A 20,942-nucleotide genomic window follows, 5' to 3' on the forward strand; every position below is an offset into this window, starting at 1 on the left:
TCATCCGGCCCATCCACCCAGGAGCGCTGTGTATGTGTTGATGGCGACAGTCGCTGCCAGCGCAGCGCCGGCGAGCAGCACCGCCGTTCCCCACAGCATCCGTACGCGCCGTGCCGCACCCACTTCGTGACGAAGAGCGGCGAACGCCGGGAGATCCACGTCTGCTGGCGTGCCGGACATCGTTGCCAGTGTCTCCGGGCGTGTCAGCATGTCAGCGACGCGGTCGCGCCGGCCGGGGTCTAGCGTCGCAGCTCGGCGAGTGAGCCAGCGGACGAGTTCCGTGTCGCGGAGCACAATCACATCTGCGGGACGCTCCCGAAACGTAACGCTGCGGGCGCCGACGAGCACGATCGCCGGATGGACAGCGATCGGCTCACCCGCCATCGCCGTCAGCTTCTTCGCGACCCGTTGCGCCTCGTAGCGGGAGTTGCGCAGATGGTCGGTCTTCTGTCCGTTGACAAGTAGCCGCGTACTTCCGACCCAGATACGGGCGTCCTCGTGGAACTTCGTGTTGATCGTGAAGATCCCGGCAGGACCAACAACGGCGTGGTCTATGTCACTCCCCCGCTCACCGATGGGTACGGAATGCAGGACTCTCCAGTCGGGACCGAGCCTCGCCAACCGTTCGGCGACTTGCAGCTCGCCGAGGGCACCGAGATACCACGGCTTGGAATCTTCCGTCAGAGGTGATCGACCGAAGACGCGGGCGACTCGCGACCGGCGCGATACACCAGCTTGGGCACTCAGGCATGCGGCGATTACTGCCGCAGCTGGGATCGTTCCGATGCCGCCAGCCGATTCGGTCGCCGTCATCGGCGGCGACGCCGGCGGGTGGGGGTGAGCTGTAGCCACAGCGCGCCAACGATGATCCCCGCGAAGAGAATCACCGTCCACGGGTTTGCCGTAATCCCCGACCACAGCATCCCGAGCCCGGCGGCGATGCCGTCGCCAACGACTTCCCCATAGTCGATCATTCGCTCAGCCTAGGGGTAAGCGGCGCCACTGCCCGCGAAACGGTCTGCAGAGCCCGACTCCGATAAGAATCAATCAGAGCGAGATGTCCGGCCCGCGCTTGGCCCGGTCCGTCGTGAGCCAGCGGAAGACCGTCAATGACGACGTCGGAGACGCGACGCTTGCACGGAGGTAACCGCGACTCGCGAACTCCAGCGCGTGACGACGCGGCTCGGTGTAGACGTCGAGGGGCAGCATCCCTCCCCGGAAACGAGCGCGGGACACCTCGGCGACCCGCGCCCGCAACTCGACCTCATGCTCGGCGAAGTACTCGTCCGCGATGGCGAGGATCTCGCGCACGACGCGACGGTTCTCCGACCGCTCCTGCAGACCCTGGACCAGATCGGGAGGCGTCGGCTCGTCCTGAGCACGGATTCGAGCGACGTCCTCCCCCGTGCGCTTCTGCGCAAAGAAGGCATCCGCCGCCACATCGTTGTGGCGGCGCTCCGGCGCGTGCACCCGGTGAAGCTGGCGCTCGGGCAATCCGGCGCGCGCACGACGACGCGCCATGCGCCTCGCTTCGTTCTCGCGCTTACGGTAGGTCGCGCGCTGATCGGGCGTCGGTGACCAGGCCGAATCCCGGCCGGCCTCCCGGGCCCGATCGACCGCCCGACGCCGCGCCTCGTTCGCCTTCTCCGGATCCGCCGCCTCCCGAGCACGCCGGCGCTCAGCGATCGCCTCACGATTCCGGTAGTAGTAGTCGCGCTGAGCCTGCTTGTACTCCTCCGGATGCTTCTGCTTGTACCGCTCGCGGGCTTGCTGACGCTCCTCGGGATGTTCCGCCGCCCACGCCTTCGCGCGATCGATCCCCTTCTGGCGCCGCTCCTTCTCCTCGCGCTCGCGCTGAGCCTGCCCACGCGCGTATTCGCGGTTCTTCCTCCGGATCTCCTCACGGTTCCGGTCACGGTACTCCGCGTAATACCCAGGGTGCGCGTCGTTCCATGCCTTCCGCTGCGCGGCCAGCCGCGCCGCGCGCTCCTCATCGCGCGACTGCGCGTCACTCATGGCCGTCCGCCGCGAGCACGCCGTCGAGCTCCGCGAGCGCCGTGAACAGCTCCTCACGCGTCGCCGTCGGGTCGGTAATCGCTCGCGCGAAAAGCCCGCCCATCCGTTCGCGCTCGACGTCGGAAACATCACCGAGCCGTACGAGACACCACTCGACGTCCTCGGCGAGGCTGTAGCCCGGATCATGATCCTCAATCCCGGGGTAGTACAGGAACGCCAGCACAGCCACGTGCTCCAGGACAGCGTCAACGCGCTCACGATCGCTCATGGCAGGAAGGTGCGCGTGCGGCGCCCAACAGCGCTCGGCGATGTCTGAGACTCGCCCTACGCTCTTCCGTGTTCGGCCGGAGGGAGGACGCTCATGGCCGAACGGAGCCGATGGCACCCGCTTCTCGCAGCGCGGGAAGGTCCGACGGGCATGTGGAGCCTGACCGACGCCTTCGACCGCGTCTACGGCACGATCGAGCTGCGTCGCGTGAGCGCCACCGACCTCCGCTACCGCGTCAGCTTCCGCGGCGACGTCATCGGCTGGTCCACAACCCTCCGCCTCGGGTGTGAGCGACTGCACGCCGAGTTCCTACGCAGCCACGGCCCCAACGGCGGACCGATCGCCAGCTGGGGCACGGACGAACGGGAGCGATAGGCCGAGAAGCCCTACGCCGCTTCGGTGTCTTCGTGATCAAGGAAGTCGAGAGCGGGGAACTCGGCCACGCCATCATCGTTCGAAAGAAGCGAAGCATCGGGGCTCTCGCGGCGCAGGGTCCGCTCGAGAATTCCTGCCGGCGCCCGATCCACGGTGCGGTCGGGCTCGATGTAGTGCCCTTCGGTGATTGCGGTCGAGCCGTGGCCGAGGAAGGTGGCGGCGGCATCGGCGCTCGACCCGCGCGCGATGACTGTCGCGCCAGTTCGGCGATACCAGCGAAGGGTGATCCCCTCTCCCGCAAGACCCGCCAGCTCGAGGAACGCGCGGAAGGTCCGTCGAACGTTGAACGGGCTGAGAGGGTTGCCCGCGCGATTGGCGAAGATCGTCCGTTGCGGGTCGCTGGTCGGGATGCAGGCGAGCCGTGCGCGCAGCACGGCAGCTGCGAAGTCGGGTACGGCGATGCGGCGGATGGAGTGCTCGGTCTTGGGGTGGTCTTGCCGGACCGCGCCGCTGCCGGTGCGCAACACGACCGTTCCTGTTACGGAGATGGTCATCCCGCTGGGACCGTCGTCGACATCGCATACGCGAAGAGCCAGGCACTCGCCGATGCGCAGCGCGGTGCCGAGAAGCACTTCGATGATGTCGCGCACCTGACCGTCGGGCTTGGGTCCCTTGACGTCGGGACCGGTCCGCCAGCGACCGGCGGCGTCGCGGATTGCACGAATCTGCTCGATGTTCAGCGCCTGCCGCTCGCCCTTCGGTCTCCGCAATTGACTCGTCCCCTGCACCGGATTCCGCGGGATCGCGTCGTGCAGGAGAGCGAAATTGAAGAGCTGGTTGAGAACCGTGCGCGAGTTGTGTGCGCGCCATAGGGACACCGCAGCCTCCGAGCGAAGGAACCACTCGACGCGGCCGGTGGTGATCTCCCCGAGTGAGAAGTGCTCGAATTGCGGCCTCACTCGAAGCCGGAGATCGTCGCGATAGTTCTTCTTGGTGCCGTCCGACAGTTGGCGCAACTCCAGATCTTCGAGCCACAGGTCAGCAAGGTCTCGGAACGAGCTACTGAGGTCGAGCAGGCCGCGGGATCCGAAACCAGGTCTGTCGAGGAGGCGCTCCTTCAACCGGGCTCGAGCCGCCGATTCGGTGCGGGCAGCACCGGTGACTCTGCGCAGGCGCCCGTCGGTGTCGCGGATGCGCGCGAGAGCCACGTACGAGGTTCCGCGCCTGCTGATGCTGATGACCCCGTAGGAACCGATCAGTGTGCGTGGCCGTCCACCATTCATGCTTCACCGCCGGCGTGGCGCTGCTCGTCAGCCTGTTCCATGCGCTCGACCCACGCATCGATCTCGGCCTTGCGAAACCTCAACTGGGTGCCGACACGGAATCCGTGCGGCCCACGGCCCTTGCTCCGCAGGTCGTAGATCGTCTGAACGGAGACCTTCAACTCGACGGCAAGCTCAGCCAGCGAGACGTAGTTGCCGAGTCCCGACTCTGAGGTGCCACCGCTATCCATATAGCCAAGGTGCGCGGGCGTCGCCGCGTACCTTCCAGATAGCTCTAGAAGGCTCGAAAGCGCCCTGCGGCTACTCGGCGAAGTGTCCAGTACTTGACTACCAAACATTCCAACTCCCTGATCAGGGAGTGAAGTTTTGGTGCTTTACCGGGAGTTTTGGTGGACCTGAGGGGACTCGAACCCCTGACCCCCTGCATGCCATGCAGGTGCGCTACCAGCTGCGCCACAGGCCCAGACGCTGTTCCCGCTCTCGCGGGGCAACTCGTCTAGCTTACAACACTCCGAAGGGTGCTCCGTACCAAGGTCACTCCTCGGCGGTCGCCCGTGCGGGCAGCGTGACCGGCACCACGGGGCAGTCCTTCCACAGCCGCTCGAGGCCGTAGTACACGCGCTCCTGCTCGTGGAACACGTGCACCACGAGGTCGCCGAAGTCGATGAGGATCCAGCGCGACTCCTCGCGACCCTCGCGACGCAGGCGCTTGTGGCCCGCCTCGAGCAGCTTGTCTTCGATCTCGTCTGCGATGGCCGCGACGTTGCGCTCGCTGCGCCCTGTCACGAGCAGGAAGATGTCGACGAGAGGAAGGGGCTCCGACACGTCGAGCGCGACGAGATCCTCGCCGCCCTTCGCGTCCGCCGCAGCGGCGGCGATCTGGAGCATGTCGTGCGACTGCGCGCTCGCCACCATCAGGAGAACACCCCCGTCGCGAAAGCCAGGATGAGCACTCCGACCAGGGCCAGGGCCAGCACGCCCGCGGTGATCGCGAGCGACATCATGAGCTTGCCACCCTTCTCGGGTGCCGGCGGCTTGATGACGTCGCCTGGTGCCTTCGAGGTGCTGACGGCAGCGCTCGCGGCGATCGGCGTCGGCGACGAGTGCGAAGGCAGCTCGCCGTCGACGAGGGTCGCGTCGATCTCCTTGCCGTCGGCGGTGCCCTTCGCGTGGCCGGTCGAGCCGAGGCCCTCGGGCAGGTTGAACGTGCCCGTGACGATGACCTCGCCCGTCGCGGTGACCGGTGCCACGAGCGGCGCGACCTCGGGCGCCTGCGACACGATCAATGCGTTGGGAATCGCGATCGCACCGGTGGTGCGCGTCAGGAGCTGGTCGAACGACGGCGGGAACTCGACGGCTTCGGGCTGGCCGGCGGCGGGCGGCTCGTCGAGCAGGCTCGCTCCGAGGAGCGGGCTGACCGCCTTGGCGGCGACCGGCGCGGCCGGCGCCTCGGCGTCGTCGGCGCCGAACACGTCGCCGAGCGAGTGATCGTCGGCCTCGGGCGCCGTGGGCTCGGCCGTGAAGGCGGGCGTCGGCACGGGCGCTGCCGGCGCGGCCTGCTGCCAGCTCGGTGCGGGTGCGGGCGCGGCCTCGCTCTCGCGCGGGATGCCGAACAGCGCGTGCATGCCGCTGTCGGTCGACACCTGCGCGTCGTCGGGCGCCGGCGTGAAGAGCGACGGCGCCGGCTCGTCGAACGGCGCCACTGCGGGCGGGGCGACGGGGAAGGTGAACGCCGGTGCGCCACCGCCGGTGGCGGCCGCGTGTGCGGCGACGACCTCGGGCGTGATCACGGGCACCGACGCGGTGCGGATGCGCTCCTGCTGACGCGCCTGACGGCGGGTGAGCGGCGAGACGCCCAGGTCGACGGCCGAGTCGGGAACGGGGGCCGGGGCCACGGCGGCCGGCTCGGACGGGCGCGGGAACGGCGCGGAGGCGACCGGCGCGGAGGCGACCGGCGCGGGCGGCGCCGTATCGATCGCCGGTGCCGCGACCGACTCGCCCGCGGTGTCGGGCGCCTCGTCGGCGTCGGCGTCGGGCGTCGCGGTGATCACGGGGGTCGAGCCCGTGTTCCGCAGTTCGCGGATCTGCTTACGGGTGAGGGCTGGCGTCGCCGGGTGCTCGGGTGTACTCATTCCTTGCTCCGGTAGAGATGGTGCTTCGCAATGTATTGGACGACCCCGTCGGGGACGAGGTACCACACGGGGTGTCCTCGTTGAACTCGATCGCGGCAGTCCGTCGATGAGATCGAGAGGGCGGGGATCTCGAGCTGGCTGACGTCGTCGCTGGGCAGACCGTCCGTGTTCAGCACGTGACCGGGCCTGGACACCGCGACGAAGTGGGCGAGATCCCACAACTCATCATGGTCCCTCCAACTGAGAATTTGCGCTATGGCGTCGGCACCGGTGATGAAGAACAGCTCCGCGTCCGGGCGCTGGGCCTTCAGATCGCGGAGCGTGTCGATGGTGTAGGTGGGCCCGTCGCGATCGATGTCGACGCGGCTGACCGTGAAGCGGGGATTGGATGCCGTGGCGATGACGGTCATGAGGTACCGGTGCTCGCTCGGCGAGACCTCGGTCTTCTGCCACGGCTCGCCCGTCGGCACGAAGACGACCTCGTCGAGATCGAACCACTGCGCCACCTCGCTGGCGGCGACCAGGTGCCCATGATGGATCGGGTCGAACGTGCCGCCCATGACCCCGATCCGCGGGGCTGTCGCCAAGGACATGCAGCAGCCTTAGTGGCCGTGCCCCGCTCGCTGGACGTCGTTCGCGTGAGCCTTGGCGTACGCCTCGGCCTTGTGCGCGTGGCGGTTGGCCACGTTGCGGTACGACAGCGTCACGAGCGCCAGCGCGGCGAAGACCACGATCGCGGTGATGCCGTACCCGACGGTCTCGAGGGCGACGTTGCCGTGGTGCTCCGACTCTTCGGCGGCAAAGGCGATCATCGTGGCGAGTGTCATTCGGGCTCCGTTCGGGTTCGCCTCTGGGGCGCGGGACTGGACAAGTCTATTCCGTTACGGGCGGACCTGCCCGGCACCGCGCGCGAGCCACTTCGAGCTCGTGAGCTCGGCGAGCCCCATCGGGCCGCGCGCGTGCAGTTTCTGCGTCGAGATGCCGACTTCGGCACCGAAGCCGAACTCGCCGCCGTCGGTGAACCGGGTCGACGTGTTGGCCATGACGACGGCCGAATCGACCTCGGCGAGGAAGCGGGCCTCGTTGGCGGCGTCCTGCGTCACGATCGACTCGGTGTGGTGCGTCGAGTACCGGCGGATGTGGTCGAGCGCGTCGTCGAGGTCGTCGACGACGCGCATCGCGAGATCGAGGCTGAGGTACTCGGTCGCCCAGTCCTCGTCGGTCGCGGGCGTGACGCCGGCCGCGAGGCGCTCGACGGTCTCGTCTCCGTGGACGGTGACACCGCCCTGCTGAAGGGCTGCGACGACGGGGCCGACGAGACGGTCGGCGGCGCCGCGGTGCACGAGGACGGTCTCGACCGCGTTGCACACGCTGGGCCGTTGCGTCTTGGCGTTGACGACGATGTCGCGGGCCCAGTCGAGCGGCGCGGTCTCGTCGAGGACGATGTGCACGACGCCCGCGCCGGTCTCGATGACGGGGACCGAGGACTCCGTCACGACCGTCTCGATCAGCTGTGCGCTGCCGCGCGGCACGAGCACGTCGACGACGCCGCGGGCGTGCATGAGCTCGCGCGCGCCCTCGCGCCCGAACTCGTCCACCGTCTGGATGCCCTCGGGGTCGATCCCCCGTTCGGCCAGCGCACCGCGCATCGCGCGCACGAGCGCTGCGTTGGTGTGCTCGGCGGCGGTGCCGCCGCGCAGGACCACCGCGTTGCCGGACCGCAGCGCCAGAGCGGCGATGTCGACCGTCACGTTCGGACGCGCCTCGTAGATCGAGCCGACGACGCCGAACGGCACCGCGACCTTGGTGAGCGAGACGCCGTTCGCCAGCGTCCGCTCGTCGAGGACGCGGCCGACGGGATCGGGAAGAGCGGCGACCTCGCGCACGGCCGCGGCAAGCGAGGCGACGCGCGGCTCGTCGAGCCGGAGCCGGTCCTGCAGCGCCGTCGACAGTCCCGTGTCGGCGCCGCGACGCAGATCCTCGGCATTCGCCGCCACGATCTCCGGCGCCGCCGCCTCGATCGCGTCGGCGATCGCGAGGAGCGCATCGCGCTTCGCCTCGTCGCCGAGGAGGCCGATGCTGCGCGCCGCATCCTTGGCGAGCAGCATCCGTTCACGTGCCGTCGTGGCGGTGGTGGTCATCCACCCAGTCTATCGACCGCCGTTCGCACGGGACCGGTCGCGGCGGGCGCCGCAGGCTCGGGATTCGGCTGGAACCAGGTGCCGATCTCGTCGCCCGACAGCGCTTCGCCCACGAGGTCCGCGCTCGTGACGAGGACTCCGATTCCGGATGCTGCGGCCAGCCGCGCGGCGGACACCTTGGTGGCCGCGCCGCCGGTGCCGACGCTGTTGACGACGACCGAGCCGAACTCGAAGCCGTGCAGGTCGTCGCCGTACGCGACGCGCGGGATCGGGACGGCGCCGGGTTCGTCCGGTGGGCGCGTGTAGAGGCACTCGATGTCGCTGAGCAGGACGAGGGCGTCGGCGCCGATCAGCTGCGCCACGAGGGCGGCGAGCCGGTCGTTGTCGCCGAAGCGGATCTCGTGGGTCGCCACCGTGTCGTTCTCGTTCACGATCGGGAGGATGCGCAGCCCGAGGAGCCGCTCCATCGCGCGGCGTGCGTTGGAGCGGTGCATGGCGTTCTCGAGGTCGCCGGCGGTGAGGAGCACCTGGCCGGCGACGATGCGGAACGGTCGCAGTGCGTCCTGGTAGCGGTAGATGAGCACGTTCTGACCCACGGCGGCGGCCGCCTGCTGCGTGGCGAGGTCGCTGGGACGCTCGTCGAGGAGCAGATACGGCATTCCGGTCGCGATCGCGCCCGAGGAGACGAGGACGACCTCGGTGCCGCGCGCGTGTGCGACGGCGAGGGCGTCGACGATCGGTGCGATCTTGTGGGCGTTGTCGCCGCTGATCGACGAGGATCCGACCTTGACGACGACGCGGCGGGCGGACGGGAGGTCGATGCGCTCCCGCGCGCTCACTCGTCGTCCTCCTGGTCGCGGTAGCGCTCGGCGACGCGCTCGGCCTCGAGCTCGGCGCGCGCCTCGGCCTTGGCGTCCATCATGTCGTGATAGCGCTCGCGGCGCTCGGACGTGGTGCGGCGGTTGTCGCGCAGCAGGCGCGGGTCGGTCCCACGCGGAGCGGTCATCAGCTCGGCGTTCGACGAGATCGAGGGCTCCCAGTCGAAGACGATGCCGTCGCCCTCGCCAATCACCACGGTGGCGCCCGGCGTGGCGCCGGCGCGGAACAGCTCATCCTCGACACCCAGCTTCTCGAGGCGGTCGCCGAGGTATCCGACGGCCTCCTCGTTCTGGAAGTCGGTCTGCTGCACCCACTTGAGCGGCTTGTCGCCGAGGATGCGGTAGATGTTGCCGTACGTGCCGCCTTCGACCCGGACCGAGAACTCCTTCTGCGAACCCTTCGGGCGGATCACGATGCGCTCCGGTGCCGGAGCCGAGGCCTGCTCGGCGCGGTGCTGCGCGACGATGTCGCCGAGCGCGAACGTCAGCTGACGCAGACCCTCGTGGCTGACCGTCGAGATCTCGAACACGCGGAAGCCGCGCGCCTCGAGGTCGGGGCGGACGAGGTCCGCGAGATCCTTCGCCTCGGGGACGTCGACCTTGTTGAGCGCCACGAGCTGCGGGCGCTCGAGCAGCGGGAGCTGGCCTTCGGGAACCGGATAGGCCGCGAGCTCGGCGAGGATGACGTCGAGGTCGCTGAGCGGGTCGCGGCCCGGCTCGAGCGTCGCACAGTCGAGGACGTGCACGAGCGCGGTGCACCGCTCGACGTGGCGGAGGAACTCGAGCCCGAGCCCTTTGCCCTCGCTCGCGCCCTCGATGAGGCCGGGAACGTCGGCGACGGTGAAGCGCTGCTCCCCCGCCTGCACGACGCCGAGGTTCGGGTGCAGGGTCGTAAAGGGGTACTCGGCGATCTTGGGCCGCGCGGCCGAGATCGCCGCGATGAGGCTCGACTTGCCCGCCGAGGGGAAACCGACGAGCGCCACATCGGCGACGGTCTTCAGCTCGAGGAGGACGTCGCCCTCCCAGCCGGGAGTGCCGAGCAGCGCGAAGCCCGGCGCCTTGCGCTTGGGGTTTGCGAGGGCTGCGTTGCCGAGCCCGCCGAGCCCGCCCGGGGCGGCGACGAAGCGCATGCCCGGCTCGATCATGTCGACGAGCGTCTCGCCGGAGGCGTCCTTCACCACGGTGCCGACGGGGACGGGCAGCTCGAGCGGCTCGCCCAGCGCTCCCGAGCGGTGATCGCCCATGCCGAAACCGCCGTTGCCGCTGGAGCGATGCGGCGAGTGGTGGTACGACAGCAGCGTGGTGACCTGCGGGTCGGCGACGAGCACGACGTCGCCGCCGTGACCGCCGTTGCCGCCGTCCGGTCCGGCGAGCGGCTTGAACTTCTCGCGCTTAACCGACACGCAGCCGTTGCCGCCCTTGCCGGCGCGCAGGTGAAGCGTCACCCGATCGACGAACGTGACCATGCGGTCCCCCTCAGCTGTTGTTGCTTCCCGGCGTGCCGGGAGGCGGATAAAGGGAAGGGGCGAGCCGAAGCCCGCCCCTTCCGGAAGTCTGTGCGACCCGCTGGATTACTCCGCGACCGCCACGACGTTGACGACCTTGCGGCCGCCCTTGTGTCCGAACTCGACCGCACCCGCGGCCAGCGCGAACAGCGTGTCGTCGCCACCGCGGCCGACGTTGGCGCCGGGGTGGAAGTGCGTGCCACGCTGGCGGACGAGGATCTCGCCGGCGTTGACGGCCTGGCCGCCGAAGCGCTTCACGCCGAGGCGCTGAGCGTTGGAGTCACGACCGTTGCGGGTGGAGCTTGCGCCCTTTTTGTGTGCCATCTCTGCGTCTCCTGTGGCTTTACTTGATGCCGGTGACCTTGACGCGCGTGAGGTCCTGACGGTGCCCCTGGCGCTTCTTGTAGCCGGTCTTGTTCTTGAACTTCTGGATCACGATCTTCGGGCCGCGCTCCTCACCGAGCACCTCGGCGGTCACGGTGACCTTCGCGAGCTTGTCGGCGTCGGTCGTGACGGTGTCACCGTCGACGAAGAGCACCGCGGGGAGCTCGATCTTGTCGCCGATCTTCGCCGCCTGACGATCGAGGACGACGATCGTGCCGACCTCGACCTTCTCCTGCCGGCCGCCGGCGCGCACAACTGCGTAAACCACTTCACACCTGTTTCTTCTGGGAGCGCGCGCACGCACTCGGGGACGTCAACGAAGACTTGGTGCGGATATCTCGACGCACCAAGGGTCTACTTTACCAGATGCCAGAACAGACCGCGAAAGCGGGCGGGGCCGTGTCGCGGCATCCGGTGCGTAAGATCTGCACGTGGCGATCCTGATCGACGATCCTCTCTGGCCGGCGCACGGTCGGCTGTGGGCGCACCTGGTGACCGACACCGACCTCGCCGAGCTTCACGCGTTCGCCGCGGCGAACGGCATCCCCGCGCGCGGATTCGACCTCGACCACTACGACGTGCCCGAAGAGGCGCACGCCCGCCTGGTCGCCGCGGGCGCGCTCCATGTGAGCGGACACGAGCTGGTGAGGCGGCTCATCGCCTCCGGGCTGCGCGTTCGCGGACGAGACCGCCACTGAGCGCACGGGCGCGGAGGCGGCCGAAATCTCGAGCAACGCCCACACCGCGGCCGGGTCCGTCGAGTGCCCCGACACGCGTCGAGCCCCGCCCGGCACGAAGGCAGGGCGGGGCTCGACGGACAGGTCTCAGTCCTCCGCGGGCGTGTGGGGCACCGGAGTGCCCGTGAGCGCCGCGGTCGTCACGCGCCGGCGGGAGCGCCCCTGACCGGGAGCCTTGGGCTCGGGAAGGGCGTTCAGCACCGAGTCGAGGAGGAGATCCTTCTCGGTGCGGTTCTCCTTCTTGGCGCCGGACTCTCCACGCTTCTTGCGCGGCTTCTTCGGACGCTCGGCAGGAGCCTGCTCGACGACGGGCGCCGCCTCGGCGTGCGGGGCCTCCTCGTGGTGGATCGTGGATGCCGCGATCTGCGCCAGCGCCGACTTCACGCCCTCGGTGATCACGTGGGTCCCGTTCGATCCGCCGCCGGTCGCGGGAGCGGGCGTGCCGCCGCGCGGGCGACGACCGGACGACGGCGCCCCGCCCGAGGCGGGCGCGCGGTGCTTCACGACGGGGTCGTGGTGCACGATCAGCCCGCGGCCCGCGCAGACCTCGCACGCCTCGCTGAAGGTCTCGAGGAGGCCTAGGCCCAGCTTCTTGCGGGTCATCTGCACGAGGCCGAGCGAGGTGACCTCGGCGACCTGGTGCTTCGTGCGGTCGCGGCTCAGGCACTCGACGAGGCGGCGCAGCACGAGGTCGCGGTTGGACTCGAGCACCATGTCGATGAAGTCGACCACGATGATGCCGCCGATGTCGCGCAGGCGCAGCTGGCGGACGATCTCCTCCGCAGCCTCGAGGTTGTTCTTGGTGACCGTCTCTTCGAGGTTGCCGCCCGAACCCACGAACTTGCCGGTGTTGACGTCGACGACCGTCATGGCCTCGGTGCGATCGATGACCAGCGAGCCGCCCGAGGGCAGCCACACCTTGCGGTCGAGGGCCTTCTCGATCTGCTCGGTCACGCGGAACACGTCGAACGGGTCGTGCTCGCCCTCGTAGCGCTCGACGCGCTCGAGGAGGTCCGGCGCCACCGACTCGAGGTACTTCGAGATCGTGTGGTGCGCGTCGTCGCCCTGGATGAGCATCTTCGAGAAGTCCTCGTTGAAGACGTCGCGGACGATCTTGACGAGCAGGTCGGGCTCGGAGTGCAGCAGCGCCGGCGCCTGGATCGTCTCGATCTGCTTCGAGATGTGCTCCCACTGGTTGGTGAGGCGCTGCACGTCGCGCGTCAGCTGGTCCTCGGTGGCGCCTTCGGCGGCGGTGCGGACGATGACACCCGACGACTCGGGCAGCACCTCCTTGAGGATCTTCTTGAGGCGCGCGCGCTCGGTGTCGGGGAGCTTGCGCGAGATGCCGTTCATGTTGCCGCCCGGCACGTACACGAGGTAGCGACCGGGGAGCGAGATCTGGCTGGTGAGGCGCGCGCCCTTGTGCCCGACCGGGTCCTTGGTGACCTGCACGAGCACCCGGTCGCCGGTCTTGAGCGCGAGCTCGATGCGGCGCGGCTGGTTGCCCGTCTCGACGGCGTCCCAATCCACCTCGCCGGAGTACAGCACGGCGTTGCGGCCACGGCCGATGTCGACGAAGGCGGCCTCCATGCTGGGCAGCACGTTCTGCACGCGGCCGAGGTACACGTTGCCGATGAGCGACGCGTCCTGGTTGCGGGCGACGTAGTGCTCGACGAGCACGTTGTCTTCGAGCACGGCGATCTGGATGCGCCCGTTGCGCGAGCGCACGATCATGTCGCGGTCGACCGCCTCACGGCGAGCGAGGAATTCCGCCTCGGTCACGACCGCACGGCGCCGGCCGGCCTCGCGGCCGTCGCGACGGCGCTGCTTCTTGGCCTCGAGCCGCGTCGAGCCCTTGATGCGCTGCGGCTCGGTGATGAGCTCGACGGCACGCTGGCGCGGCTGCGACGGCTCGGAAGGGGTGGATGCCTCGTCCCTGCCTTCGCCGCGGCGCCGGCTGCGCCGGCGCGAGGTGCTCGACGACGGCGCGGCCTCGGGCTCCGGCTCGGGCTGCGGGCGCCCCGGACGCGCCGGGAGCGGCGTGATCTCGGGCGCGTAGAACATGAGCTGCGTCGACACCGCCGACACGAAGACCTCGGGCAGCAGCCCCAGGCTCACGGCGGTCACGGTCTCGGGCTCCGCCGGGGCTTCGGGCTCTGCCGGGATCTCGGGCTCCGCCGGGGCCTCGGGCTCCGCCGGAACCTCGGGCTCCGCCACGGCCTCGGGCGCCGCGTCGTCAGCGGGCTCGGTCGCTCCGGCCTCGTCGACCGGCGCCTCGGCCGGGCTCTCGTCGGCGGACTCGGAGACCTCGACGGCCTCCTGCGGCTCCTCGACCGGCGAGTCCGCGTCGGCCGCGGGAGTCGCCTCGTCGCCCGCTGGGATCAGCGGCGCGTCGGGTTCGGTCTGAGGGGTGAATTCTGCATCGGTTCCATCAGCCATCACTGGCGTACTCCTAGCGGGGCGACACCGCGCGTCGCCCGGCGAAATCTCGTGCAGCGCCGCCCATGCCCCTCTGGACGGGGCGGTGCCGCGAACTCACTCGGTCTGCAGCGGCCGTCCGCCGCTAGGCGGATGCTCGCGCTGCCAAGGGCATTCGTCGCCCTGAAGTCTTCTGGTGATGATCGTCACGGCGCGGCCGTGAGTCATCGACCCCCATTATCGCACTTCCCCCGCCAGAATGCCCATTCGTGGTGCGACCCTGCCTTCCCCACGCCGGAGATCGGCGATTTGCCACGGCGCGGGGGTGAGGCATCCATGCAGATCTCGATGCCATAATCCGACACATGCCCGAGCAGCAGACCCGCACCCGTCCGACCGGACTCGCCGTATGGCTCGTGATCGCGGGCGTGATCGGCTGGTGGGCGGCCTTCTCACTGACGATCGAGAAGTTCGAGAAGCTCGCGAACCCCGACGCGATCGCCGCGTGCGATCTGAGCGTGCTGGTGCAGTGCAGCGCGAACCTCGACTCCTGGCAGGGCAGCGCGTTCGGATTCCCGAATCCGATCCTCGGGCTCACCGGCTGGGTCGCGCCGATCGTCGTCGGCATGGCGATCCTCGCGCGCGCCCGGTTCGCCCGCTGGTTCTGGTGGTGCTTCTGGGCCGGCATCGCCTTCGCGTTCGGCCTCGTGATCTGGCTGATCAGCCAGAGCATCTACGCACCCAACCTGCACACGCTGTGCCCCTGGTGCATGGTGACCTGGGCGGTCACGATCCCGACCTTCTATGCGGTGACGCTGCACCTGCTGCGCGCCCGCCTGGTCCCCGCCTCCGATCGGGTGCGCGAGGCGGCCGACCGCCTGATGGCGTGGGTGCCGCTCGCGGCGATCGTCAGCTACGCGATCATCCTGCTGCTCGCGCAGCTCGAGATGAACGCCGTCGTCAACATCTGGCAGACGCTGTTCGGCTGACCTCCGAAAGAGTGTTCGCGAGGTCAGCCGAACAAGCGATCAGCCGAACCAGATCTCCAGCTCGCGCGCGGCCGACTCGGTGCTGTCGGAGCCGTGCACGAGGTTCTGCTGCACCTTGAGGCCCCAGTCACGGCCGTAGTCGCCGCGGACGGTGCCCGGGGCGGCTGTGGTCGGGTCGGTCGTGCCCGCGAGCGAGCGGAAGCCCTCGATCACGCGGTTGCCCGCGAGGCGGATCGCGACCGACGGGCCCGACATCATGAACTCGAGCAGCGGCTCGTAGAAGGGCTTGCCCTCGTGCTCGGCGTAGTGACGCTCGAGCGTCTCGCGGTCGGGCTCGACCAGGCGGATGTCGACGAGGGCGTAGCCCTTCGTCTCGATGCGGGCGAGGATCGCGCCGGTGAGGCCACGTGCGACGCCGTCGGGCTTGACGAGGACGAGGGTCTCTTCGATGGGCATGCGGAGCCTTTCGTTCGTATCAGGCGTGGGGCGGAGGATCCGCTGCGAGGCGCGCGTTGCGCCGGTCGAGAGCGGCCCCCTTGATCGTCGCATACCCGTACATGCCGCCGAAAATGAGCGCGACGATCGCGAGCGCCGGCACGAGGAGCGCGCCGAGCAGCACCACCGCCTGCAGTGCCCAGCCGAGCACGATCCCCCAGCGGTAGCGCACCACGCGCGTCGTGACGATCATCAGCGCCGCGACGACGGCACCGGCGATGATCCCCCACCACGGTTCGATCGAGGCGGGCAGCGCCTTCAGTCCGTAGACGACCAGTCCGCCGAGGAACACGACGATCGACTCGAAGCCGAGCACGATCGTGGCGAGCGACTCGGCCGCTCCGCGTGGGCGGCGGGGCTTCGGCTGCTTCGCGTCGGTCACGCGTTCCACCCGGCCTTCCAGTCCTCGTCGGCCGCGAGGGCGAGCGCCTCGCCGGCGAGCACGACCGATCCCGCGATCACGACGGCGCGACGATCTGATGCTGCGGCCCACGCGCGCGCCGCTTCCGCGGCCTCTGCGAGGTCGCGGTGCACCGACACACGCAGGTCGTGCGCTTCGGCGAGGTCGGCGATGGCGTCGGCGTCCTCCGCGCGCTCCGAGTTAGGGGCGGTGGCGAACACGTGCGCCGCGACCGGCGCGATCTCGGCGACGATCCCGGCGGCGTCCTTGTCGGAGAGAACCCCGAGCACCACGCCCCACTCGTCGAAGTCGAACGCCTCACGCAGCGCGGTCACGAGGGCGCGCGCGCCGTGAGGGTTGTGGGCGGCGTCGACGAGCACCGTCGGCGCCGCGCCGACGAGCTGGAGGCGCCCGGGCGAGGTCACCGCGCCGAGGCCGTCGGCGAGGACGTCGCCGGCGATCGGCTGCGTCGCGCCGCCGACGAGCGACTCGACCGCCGCGATCGCCAGGGCGGCGTTGAAGCCCTGATGCGCGCCGTACAGCGGCAGGTACTCCCCCTCGTACGTGCCGGCGAGTCCGCGCACGCTGATCTGCTGTCCGCCCACGGCGAGTCGCTGCTCGGCGAGCGCGAAGTCGGCGCCCTCGAACGCGATCGTGGCGCCGTGCGCGGCGGCCGCGTCGCGGAGCACCGCTTCGGCGGCGGCATCCTGTCGTGCCGAGACCACGGACGCGCCGTCCTTGATGATCCCGGCCTTCACGCTCGCGATCTCGGCGATGGTGTCGCCGAGGCGGTCCGCGTGGTCGAGGTCGATCGGCGCGAACACCGCGACGTCGCCGTCGGCGGTGTTCGTGGAGTCCCACGACCCGCCCATGCCCACTTCGAGCACGAGCACGTCGATGGGCGCGTCGGCGAAGGCGACGAAGGCCAGCACCGTGAGCAGCTCGAAGAAGGTCAGCGCGGCATCGCCGGCGGCGGCGAGCTCCGCGTCGACCAGGTCGACGAACGGCGCGATCTCGTCCCACGCGTCGGCGACCGCGGCATCCTCGATCGGCTCGCCGTCGACCATGATGCGCTCGGTGAACCGCTCCAGATGCGGGCTCGTGAACAGGCCCGTCCGCAGGCCGTGCGCGCGCACGAGGCTCTCGATCATGCGACTCGTCGACGTCTTGCCGTTGGTGCCGGTGACATGGACCACGCGGTACGTCTTCTGCGGGTCGTCGAGCAGCTCGAGCACCCGCCGCGTGCGCTCGACGCGCGGCTGCACCCACTGCTCCCCCTGCCTCTGCAGGAGGGTCTCGTAGACGGCGTCGGCGCGCCGCCGGTCGCGATCGCTCATCAGGACTCGCCTCGCTCGCTCTGGGAATCGATGACGGATGCCGCGGCCCTCGCCACGTCCACCGTGAAGACGCCGCGGTTGGCATAGGTGCCGGCGGCGACGTCGGTCTCGAACTCGACCGCCGCGCCCGAGGTGCCACGGGAGCGCAGCTCGGCCGTGCGGGTGCGCACCGTGTACGCCACCGCGAGCGTCTCGCCCGCGACGTCGGCGACGTCGAACGCCGCCGCGACGGCTTCGCCGTCCGCCACGTCGTCGAAGAGCAGGCCGAGCTGGATGCGGTCGCTGACGTCGAAGCCGGCCGACTTGCGGGTGTCCTGGACGGCGCGGATCACGTCGCGCGCCAGGCCCTCCGCCTCGAGCTCGGGCGTCGTCGTCGTGTCGAGCAGCACGAAGCCGTCGCCCGCGAGGAGTGCGATCGCCGTGCCGTCGGCGACGCCGCCGGCCTCGAGGGTCAGGTCGTACTCGCCCGGCTCCAGGGCGATGCCGTCGACGACCACCACACCGTCGCGCTCCTCCCAGACACCGGATTTCGCCCCCGAGATCACGTGCTGCACCTGCTTGCCCAGGCGGGGACCCGCGGCGCGGGCGTTCACGGTGAGGCGCTTGCTGATGCCGTAGCGCTCCGACACGTCGTCGCCGAGCTCGATGAGCTCGACCGACTTCACGTTGAGCTCATCGCGCAGGATGCCGTCGAACTGCGCGAGGGACGCAGCATCCGGAACCGCCACCGTCAGGGTGGGAAGGGGCAGGCGCACGCGACGGCCCTCCTTCTTGCGCAGCGCATTCGCGACGCTGGACGCCTCGCGGACGGCGTCCATCGCGGTGCGGATGTCGTCCGCCGCGGGGAAGGCGTCGGCGTCGGGCCAGTCCTGCAGGTGGACGCTGCGTCCGCCGGTGAGGCCCTGCCAGATCTTCTCGGAGACCAGCGGGATGAGCGGGGCGGCGACGCGCGTGAGCGTCTCGAGCACCGTGTAGAGCGTGTCGAACGCCTCGCGGCTCTTCGGGTCGTCGGCGGAGACGCCGACCCAGAACCGGTCGCGCGAGCGGCGGATGTACCAGTTGGTCAGCGCCTCGGCGAAGTCGCGCACCTTCGCCGCCGCGAGGGTCGAGTCGAGCACCTCGAGGTCGGCGGCGACGTCGCGCACGAGGTCGCCGGTGAGCGCGAGGATGTAGCGGTCGAGCACGTCGGTCGAGTCGGTGCGCCACGAGGCCTGATAGCCCTCGCCGCCCGCGCCGCCGGCGGCGTTGGCGTACGTCGCGAAGAAGTACCACGCGTTCCAGAGCGGCAGCAGGAACTCGCGGACGCCCGCGCGGATGCCCTCCTCGGTGACGACGAGGTTGCCGCCGCGCAGCACCGAGCTCGACATCAGGAACCAGCGCATCGCGTCGGAGCCGTCCCGGTCGAACACCTCGCTGACGTCGGGGTAGTTGCGCAGCGACTTCGACATCTTGAGTCCGTCGCTGCCGAGCACGATGCCGTGGCACGAGACGCCCGTGAACGCCGGCCGGTCGAAGAGAGCCGTCGAGAGCACGTGCATGACGTAGAACCAGCCGCGCGTCTGCCCGATGTACTCGACGATGAAGTCCGCCGGCGAGTGCTCGTCGAACCACTGCTGGTTCTCGAACGGGTAGTGCACCTGGGCGTACGGCATCGAGCCCGAGTCGAACCACACGTCGAAGACGTCCTCGATGCGGCGCATCGTGCTCTTGCCGGTGGGGTCGTCCGGGTTGGGACGCGTGAGGTCGTCGATGTACGGACGGTGGAGGTCGACCTCCCCCTCCGCGTTGCGCGGGAGCCGGCCGAAGTCGCGCTCGATGTCTTCGAGCGAGCCGTACACGTCGACGCGCGGGTGCTCGGGGTCGTCGCTCTTCCACACCGGGATCGGCGAGCCCCAGTAGCGATTGCGGCTGATCGACCAGTCGCGCGCGCCCTCGAGCCACTTGCCGAACTGGCCGTGCTTGACGTTCTCGGGCACCCAGGTGATCTGCTCGTTGCCCGCGAGCATGCGCTCCTTGATGTCGGTCACCCGCACGAACCAGCTCGACACCGCCCGGTAGATCAGAGGGTTCCGGCAGCGCCAGCAGTGCGGGTACGAGTGCTCGTAGCTCGCCTCTCGGAGAAGCCGGCCCTCCTGCTTCAGCAGGCGGATGAGCGGCCGATTGGCGTCCATCCACAGCTCGCCGGCGACGTCGGTCACCTGCGGGAGGAAGCGGCCGCCGTCGTCGAGGCTCATGATGAGCGGGATGCCGGCGGCCTCCGTCACCCGCTGGTCGTCCTCACCGAAGGCCGGGGCCTGGTGCACGATGCCGGTGCCGTCGCCGGTCGTCACGTAGTCGTCGACGAGGATGCGCCAGGCGTTCTGCGTGCCCCAGATCGAGTCATCCGCGTAGTAGTCGAACAGGCGGTCGTACGACACGTTCTCGAGGTCGGCGCCGAGCACCGTCTGCTCGACGGCATCGCGCGCCGCCTCGGCGGAGTCGTAGCCGAGGTCCTTGGCATAGCCGGCGAGCAGCTCCTCGGCGAGGAGGTAGCGGTGCGACTCGGCCTCGGCGTGCTCGTCGTGGCGGTGCACGTCGGCGGCGCCGTTCGGGCCCCCGGGCAGGACGACGTAGCGGATGCCGGGGCCGACGGCGAGCGCGAGGTTGGTCGGCAGCGTCCACGGGGTCGTCGTCCAGGCGAGCGCGCGCACGGCGGTAAGGCCGAGGGCCTCGGCCTTGGCGCCCACGAGCGGGAACGTGATCGTGACCGACGGGTCCTGGCGCATCTTGTAGACGTCGTCGTCCATGCGCAGCTCGTGCGCCGAGAGCGGCGTCTCATCACGCCAGCAGTACGGGAGCACGCGGTGCCCCTCGTACGCGAGGCCCTTGTCGTAGATCGTCTTGAACGCCCACAGTACGGATTCCATGTACGTGAGGTCGAGCGTCTTGTACCCGCGCTCGAAGTCGACCCAGCGCGCCTGGCGGGTGACATAGTCCTCCCACTCGCGCGTGTACGCCAACACCGACTCGCGAGACTTCGCGTTGAACGTGGCGATGCCCATCGCCTCGATCTCGCTCTTCTCGGTGATGCTGAGCTGCTTCATCGCCTCGAGTTCGGCGGGCAGACCGTGCGTGTCCCAGCCGAAGACGCGGTCGACCTTCTTGCCGCGCATCGTCTGGAAGCGCGGGAAGAGGTCCTTCGCGTAGCCCGTGAGGAGGTGACCGTAGTGCGGCAGGCCGTTGGCGAAGGGCGGGCCGTCGTAGAAGACCCACTCGTCGGCGCCGTCACGCTGGTCGATCGACGCGCGGAAGGTGCCGTCGGCCTCCCAGAACGCGAGCGTCTCCTGCTCGATCTCGGGGAAGCGGGGGCTCGGAACGACGGGGGCGGGCGCGGCGTCGGCCGCGGGCCCGAAGGCGGAGGGGCGGGGGTAGGTCATCTTCTCTCGCAGGTGCTCGCTCGTGTGCTTCCTGCGGGGACGACACTGCCTGGATCCGTGACCAGACGTACCGCGGTACCACCCTGCATTGACGGTGCCGAGGCATCCGTCCTCTCTCACTGCGGCTGTGACGGGCCTGCCCCGCTCGGTTCTAATGGGGAACGCCGC

The 20,942-nt window shown here is 69.8% G+C and carries 23 protein-coding genes and 1 tRNA gene; 3 read left to right on the plus strand and 21 right to left on the minus strand.

Annotation, left to right across the window (positions count from 1 at the left end; translation table 11 throughout):
* The 4 genes from ACFC1I_RS03405 to ACFC1I_RS03420 form a co-directional block, all read right to left on the minus strand.
* Positions 1–813, minus strand: coding sequence for a nuclease-related domain-containing protein (locus tag ACFC1I_RS03405; protein ID WP_376006453.1), 813 nt, complete (start codon positions 811–813; stop codon positions 1–3).
* Positions 810–974: a hypothetical protein gene (locus ACFC1I_RS03410; RefSeq protein ID WP_376006454.1), complete on the minus strand. Its 165-nt coding sequence runs from the start codon at positions 972–974 to the stop codon at positions 810–812. The genes ACFC1I_RS03405 and ACFC1I_RS03410 overlap by 4 nt, the downstream gene beginning before the upstream one ends.
* Positions 975–1,047: 73 nt before the next feature.
* Positions 1,048–2,016: a hypothetical protein gene (locus tag ACFC1I_RS03415; protein WP_376006455.1), complete on the minus strand. Its 969-nt coding sequence runs from the start codon at positions 2,014–2,016 to the stop codon at positions 1,048–1,050.
* Complete coding sequence (locus ACFC1I_RS03420; RefSeq protein ID WP_376006456.1) at positions 2,009–2,284, minus strand: hypothetical protein; 276 nt, start codon at positions 2,282–2,284, stop codon at positions 2,009–2,011. Before ACFC1I_RS03420 ends, ACFC1I_RS03415 begins: the two co-directional genes overlap by 8 nt.
* Positions 2,285–2,434: 150 nt before the next feature.
* On the opposite strand from ACFC1I_RS03420, the gene ACFC1I_RS03425 reads away from it, so the two are divergent.
* Positions 2,435–2,659 carry a hypothetical protein gene (locus ACFC1I_RS03425; RefSeq protein ID WP_376006457.1) on the plus strand — a complete coding sequence of 75 codons (225 nt, stop codon included), beginning with the start codon at positions 2,435–2,437 and terminating at the stop codon, positions 2,657–2,659.
* A gap of 11 nt (positions 2,660–2,670) precedes the next feature.
* Here ACFC1I_RS03425 and xerC read toward each other — a convergent pair whose 3' ends face one another.
* The 12 genes from xerC to rplU form a co-directional block, all read right to left on the minus strand.
* A complete protein-coding gene (gene xerC / locus ACFC1I_RS03430) occupies positions 2,671–3,867 on the minus strand; it encodes a tyrosine recombinase XerC (RefSeq protein ID WP_376006458.1) in 1,197 nt (398 codons plus the stop codon).
* Positions 3,868–3,938: 71 nt separating this feature from the next.
* Positions 3,939–4,172, minus strand: coding sequence for a helix-turn-helix transcriptional regulator (locus ACFC1I_RS03435; RefSeq protein ID WP_376006459.1), 234 nt, complete (start codon positions 4,170–4,172; stop codon positions 3,939–3,941).
* 157 nt (positions 4,173–4,329) lie between these two features.
* A tRNA-Ala gene (locus ACFC1I_RS03440) sits at positions 4,330–4,405 on the minus strand.
* Between the two features lie 71 nt (positions 4,406–4,476).
* Positions 4,477–4,857 (minus strand): ribosome silencing factor, encoded by a 381-nt coding sequence (gene rsfS / locus ACFC1I_RS03445; RefSeq protein WP_376006460.1) that lies wholly within the window; start codon positions 4,855–4,857, stop codon positions 4,477–4,479.
* Positions 4,857–6,074, minus strand: coding sequence for a hypothetical protein (locus ACFC1I_RS03450; RefSeq protein WP_376006461.1), 1,218 nt, complete (start codon positions 6,072–6,074; stop codon positions 4,857–4,859). Before ACFC1I_RS03450 ends, rsfS begins: the two co-directional genes overlap by 1 nt.
* Positions 6,071–6,667, minus strand: coding sequence for a nicotinate-nucleotide adenylyltransferase (gene nadD / locus ACFC1I_RS03455; RefSeq protein ID WP_376006462.1), 597 nt, complete (start codon positions 6,665–6,667; stop codon positions 6,071–6,073). The genes ACFC1I_RS03450 and nadD overlap by 4 nt, the downstream gene beginning before the upstream one ends.
* A 9-nt stretch (positions 6,668–6,676) precedes the next feature.
* Positions 6,677–6,901 (minus strand): hypothetical protein, encoded by a 225-nt coding sequence (locus tag ACFC1I_RS03460; protein ID WP_376006463.1) that lies wholly within the window; start codon positions 6,899–6,901, stop codon positions 6,677–6,679.
* Between the two features lie 54 nt (positions 6,902–6,955).
* Positions 6,956–8,215 (minus strand): glutamate-5-semialdehyde dehydrogenase, encoded by a 1,260-nt coding sequence (locus ACFC1I_RS03465; RefSeq protein WP_376006464.1) that lies wholly within the window; start codon positions 8,213–8,215, stop codon positions 6,956–6,958.
* The gene (gene proB / locus ACFC1I_RS03470; protein WP_376006465.1) at positions 8,212–9,054 is read right to left on the minus strand and encodes a glutamate 5-kinase; all 843 of its coding nucleotides are present in this window, start codon (positions 9,052–9,054) and stop codon (positions 8,212–8,214) included. The genes ACFC1I_RS03465 and proB overlap by 4 nt, the downstream gene beginning before the upstream one ends.
* Positions 9,051–10,559 carry a GTPase ObgE gene (gene obgE, locus ACFC1I_RS03475; protein ID WP_376006466.1) on the minus strand — a complete coding sequence of 503 codons (1,509 nt, stop codon included), beginning with the start codon at positions 10,557–10,559 and terminating at the stop codon, positions 9,051–9,053. Before obgE ends, proB begins: the two co-directional genes overlap by 4 nt.
* A 105-nt stretch (positions 10,560–10,664) precedes the next feature.
* Complete coding sequence (gene rpmA, locus ACFC1I_RS03480) at positions 10,665–10,922, minus strand: 50S ribosomal protein L27 (protein ID WP_109211194.1); 258 nt, start codon at positions 10,920–10,922, stop codon at positions 10,665–10,667.
* 19 nt (positions 10,923–10,941) lie between these two features.
* A complete protein-coding gene (rplU, locus tag ACFC1I_RS03485) occupies positions 10,942–11,250 on the minus strand; it encodes a 50S ribosomal protein L21 (RefSeq protein ID WP_026059456.1) in 309 nt (102 codons plus the stop codon).
* A 163-nt stretch (positions 11,251–11,413) separates the two neighbouring features.
* On the opposite strand from rplU, the gene ACFC1I_RS03490 reads away from it, so the two are divergent.
* Positions 11,414–11,680, plus strand: coding sequence for a DUF4031 domain-containing protein (locus ACFC1I_RS03490; RefSeq protein WP_376006467.1), 267 nt, complete (start codon positions 11,414–11,416; stop codon positions 11,678–11,680).
* Between the two features lie 126 nt (positions 11,681–11,806).
* Here the strand turns inward: ACFC1I_RS03490 and ACFC1I_RS03495 are convergent, their stop codons facing one another.
* Positions 11,807–14,158: an Rne/Rng family ribonuclease gene (locus ACFC1I_RS03495; RefSeq protein ID WP_376006468.1), complete on the minus strand. Its 2,352-nt coding sequence runs from the start codon at positions 14,156–14,158 to the stop codon at positions 11,807–11,809.
* 344 nt (positions 14,159–14,502) lie between these two features.
* On the opposite strand from ACFC1I_RS03495, the gene ACFC1I_RS03500 reads away from it, so the two are divergent.
* Positions 14,503–15,126 (plus strand): vitamin K epoxide reductase family protein, encoded by a 624-nt coding sequence (locus ACFC1I_RS03500; RefSeq protein WP_376006469.1) that lies wholly within the window; start codon positions 14,503–14,505, stop codon positions 15,124–15,126.
* Between the two features lie 39 nt (positions 15,127–15,165).
* Here ACFC1I_RS03500 and ndk read toward each other — a convergent pair whose 3' ends face one another.
* Genes ndk through ileS form a run of 4 tightly spaced genes read right to left on the minus strand, consistent with a single transcriptional unit; the run spans position 15,166 to position 20,774 of the window.
* Positions 15,166–15,582 carry a nucleoside-diphosphate kinase gene (gene ndk / locus ACFC1I_RS03505; RefSeq protein WP_376006470.1) on the minus strand — a complete coding sequence of 139 codons (417 nt, stop codon included), beginning with the start codon at positions 15,580–15,582 and terminating at the stop codon, positions 15,166–15,168.
* A 19-nt stretch (positions 15,583–15,601) separates the two neighbouring features.
* Positions 15,602–16,012 carry a DUF4233 domain-containing protein gene (locus ACFC1I_RS03510; protein ID WP_376006471.1) on the minus strand — a complete coding sequence of 137 codons (411 nt, stop codon included), beginning with the start codon at positions 16,010–16,012 and terminating at the stop codon, positions 15,602–15,604.
* Positions 16,000–17,358, minus strand: a complete 1,359-nt coding sequence (locus tag ACFC1I_RS03515) for a bifunctional folylpolyglutamate synthase/dihydrofolate synthase (RefSeq protein WP_376006472.1) — start codon at positions 17,356–17,358, stop codon at positions 16,000–16,002. The genes ACFC1I_RS03510 and ACFC1I_RS03515 overlap by 13 nt, the downstream gene beginning before the upstream one ends.
* Positions 17,358–20,774: an isoleucine--tRNA ligase gene (gene ileS, locus ACFC1I_RS03520; protein ID WP_376006473.1), complete on the minus strand. Its 3,417-nt coding sequence runs from the start codon at positions 20,772–20,774 to the stop codon at positions 17,358–17,360. The genes ACFC1I_RS03515 and ileS overlap by 1 nt, the downstream gene beginning before the upstream one ends.
* Between the last annotated feature and the right edge of the window lie 168 nt (positions 20,775–20,942).

The organism is Microbacterium sp. NPDC056044, from assembly GCF_042267145.1.
GTDB lineage: Bacteria > Actinomycetota > Actinomycetes > Actinomycetales > Microbacteriaceae > Microbacterium.